This window comes from Burkholderia sp. LFS061 (assembly GCF_047978125.1).
GTDB lineage: Bacteria > Pseudomonadota > Gammaproteobacteria > Burkholderiales > Burkholderiaceae > Burkholderia > Burkholderia pyrrocinia_C.
The window spans coordinates 1-2,822 of record NZ_JBFPFS010000100.1 but is presented as its reverse complement, the minus strand read 5'-3'; the positions used below and the strand labels follow the sequence as shown (position 1 = coordinate 2,822).

1 protein-coding gene is annotated in these 2,822 nt (G+C 54.9%); it reads right to left on the bottom strand.

What is annotated here, in order from left to right; genetic code table 11:
* Positions 1-2,798, bottom strand: a 2,798-nt coding sequence (locus ACNQQL_RS35730) for a hypothetical protein (protein WP_347069530.1), incomplete at its 3' end; no start/stop codon positions are given.
* Positions 2,799-2,822 lie beyond the last annotated feature (24 nt).

Sequence of the window (2,822 nt, the reverse complement as noted above, 5' to 3'; positions counted from 1 at the left end):
CCCGTCCAGCCTTCGCGCACGTTCTTCAGCGCTTCTGCAAGCGTCCACTTACCCGCCTTCTGAGCATTCTCAATCTCCTTCGTCAGCCTCTCGTTCACAGCCTTCTTCGACAGATTAAGCGCAATCTGATTCGGGCTATTCGGGTCCTCATTGAAGAACCCACCATGGTCGTCCGGCTTCTGAGCCTTGTCGCCCTTGGTCACGATCAGCTTCGTCGCACCGGGATTCTTCGGATCCGGAACCTCAATCACCTTGAGACCCAACGGCTTGCCGCCCTTGCCCAGCACATCGCCGTCCTTGTCCACCGCCACGAACACGCCCTCATCCAGCGCGCGCACTTCAGCACCCGTCGTCTTCGCAATCCCAGCCACGACCTGGTACTGCGCACGCCGCTTCGCCAAGTCCTCAGTAGCCTCGCCTGCAGTCGCGTAGTCGCGACCATTCATCCACGCAACAATCACCTGCTTCGCTGCATCGTCCTGCTTATTAACTGACGCATCACTCGAACGCCCCTCCTTGTCGATGACCGCCTGCACCTTCGCCTGCTCCGGCAACGCCGTCTCAAGATGCTCCAGCGCCTTCAGCACACCATCTTGATCGACACCCGACAGTTCCAGCAGCTTCAACGCCTCCGCGCGCTCTTTAGCCGACATCTTCGCAAGATTGAGGAGCTCCTCGGACGGTTTAACACCAAGCTGCTTTTGGTTTAGACGCGCCAGACGCGCGGCCAGCGCGTCGTTCTTGCCATTCACCGCATCCGCCAACTCGCCCGCACCATTCACCAGGCCCACAAGACGATTCAGCTGAAGCTTTACATCATGACCGTTGAACTTATCCGACAGGAGGTCCTCCAGTTGCTGCTTGACCTTCTCAACCATCGCCACGTCGGTCACAGGATGACCCGTCCAGCCTTCGCGCACGTTCTTCAGCGCTTCTGCAAGCGTCCACTTACCCGCCTTCTGAGCATTCTCAATCTCCTTCGTCAGCCTCTCGTTCACAGCCTTCTTCGACTCATCGCGCGTCGGATTCAGGTTCGCGTCCACAGACTTCTCGTTGCCCGCCAGATCCGTAATGTGGTACACGCCGCCCGCCTGCGCCTGCGCCTCCCTGATCTCCGTGGCAGCATTGCGCTTGTGGTGATTCGAGTCTGCGTTCCACGCATCGACCGCCCTGCGAATGCCGGACACATCGACCTCCTTCACCAGCTCAGGGTCACCACCCGGCCCAAACATCTGCGGCATACCGTGCACATCAACCACTATCCGGTACGGTTTTCCACCCCTTTGCACTATCGCCACGAACGTCTCACCAGCGGCCAGCGGCTGACCGTCCTTGCGCGACAGTCGGCCCACCCCGTCACGCTCAACCTCACGGCCCTGGCTCGTCACGTACATCTGATTCCCCGTCGTCTTCGGAATAAACCCCGACGTAGCCAAGCGAGCAAGCGCCCCCTCCTCGTCGGCGAGGGAAACCTTCCCATTGACGATCGAGCCCTTCTCGGAACGCTCTATTGTTGTGCCATCATTCTTCAGATCGACTATTTCGACCCCAGCCCCATCAGCAAGCACACGCCCATTCGCATCAGACAAATGAATACCACCATCCACCACCTTCTGATAAAGCGGATTGCCGTCATTATCACGAAGCCCTTTAACGGACTCATTTCCACCAGTGAGCACGTCATTAATCACCCTAGTCGTACGATTAATGGCAAGGTCACCCCCTTCACGCCTGATAACATCCAGTTCCACCCCATTTGACGTGCGCAATTTTCCCGCCTCGCGCGCCCCACGGACCTCCGCCAATCCAGACTCGCTATTTTTAAAATAAAGCCTCCCCCCCACCTTAAAAACCCGCACACGAGTACCTTCACCGATAAAAAGCGACGTACTCAAAACACCATATTTTTTGATTTTATCAAAAAAAACCTGACCCACCTCGACCCCTTTTGCATTAGGATCAGCATCAGCATCAACCACAATAAAAAATTTACCACCATCGACCCTCAAGGAAAACCCAAAATCCCCCGCCACTCCAAATCGGCGTACGCCTTGGATAATATTGCCATCAGTAACCTCTCCATACTTGGGATCCTTAAATCCCTTCTCATTCCCCACGAAAAATTTCCCACTTCCCACGAAAACCAGACCAGGCGGAACATCAAAATTTCCACCCGAAATTAATCCAGTAAACTCGACCTGCGCATCGTGATCAATATCATTTTTCTTGAAATCCCATGCTGCAACAACATCCCCAGCACCTAGCGACTTGCCATCTGCATCAACCAGCTCAGTAGCAGCCTGAGCCCAATTATTAATTTTTATGCCGCCCTTTATGACGACAAATACTTGCCTCCACTCCTCACCCCTCTTAACAGCCAGACCGGTAGCGCTAGTGGATTTCCCCCCAATTCTGACATTATCATACAGTGCCAAAAATTTAGTTTTGCCAATATTTGCTGACTCCAGACTTTCTGCCTCGCCCGCATCCTTAAAAGACCCCACATCATTTCCGCTCAAATCGTACAAGTGAGAAGCAGGGTCGATCACCCTGCCGTCTTCGGCATATAGGAATCCATCTTTCCCCAAATATACTGCAAGGCCATTTGCCACCTTCTCCGTCTTCAGGGGAAGTTTCGCCCAAACCTCAACACCGGAGAGATTGACCTTGTCCGCGACCGGCACCAGCAGCCCGGTGTCCAGAATCGTCGAGGTCAACGAAATCTCACCACCCGGCGCAAGCAGTGCCCCAGACAGCGCCAGCACCTTCTGCGCCGCCATCAGAATATTCGCGTCCATTTTGCTGTTCGCAGCAATCACGCT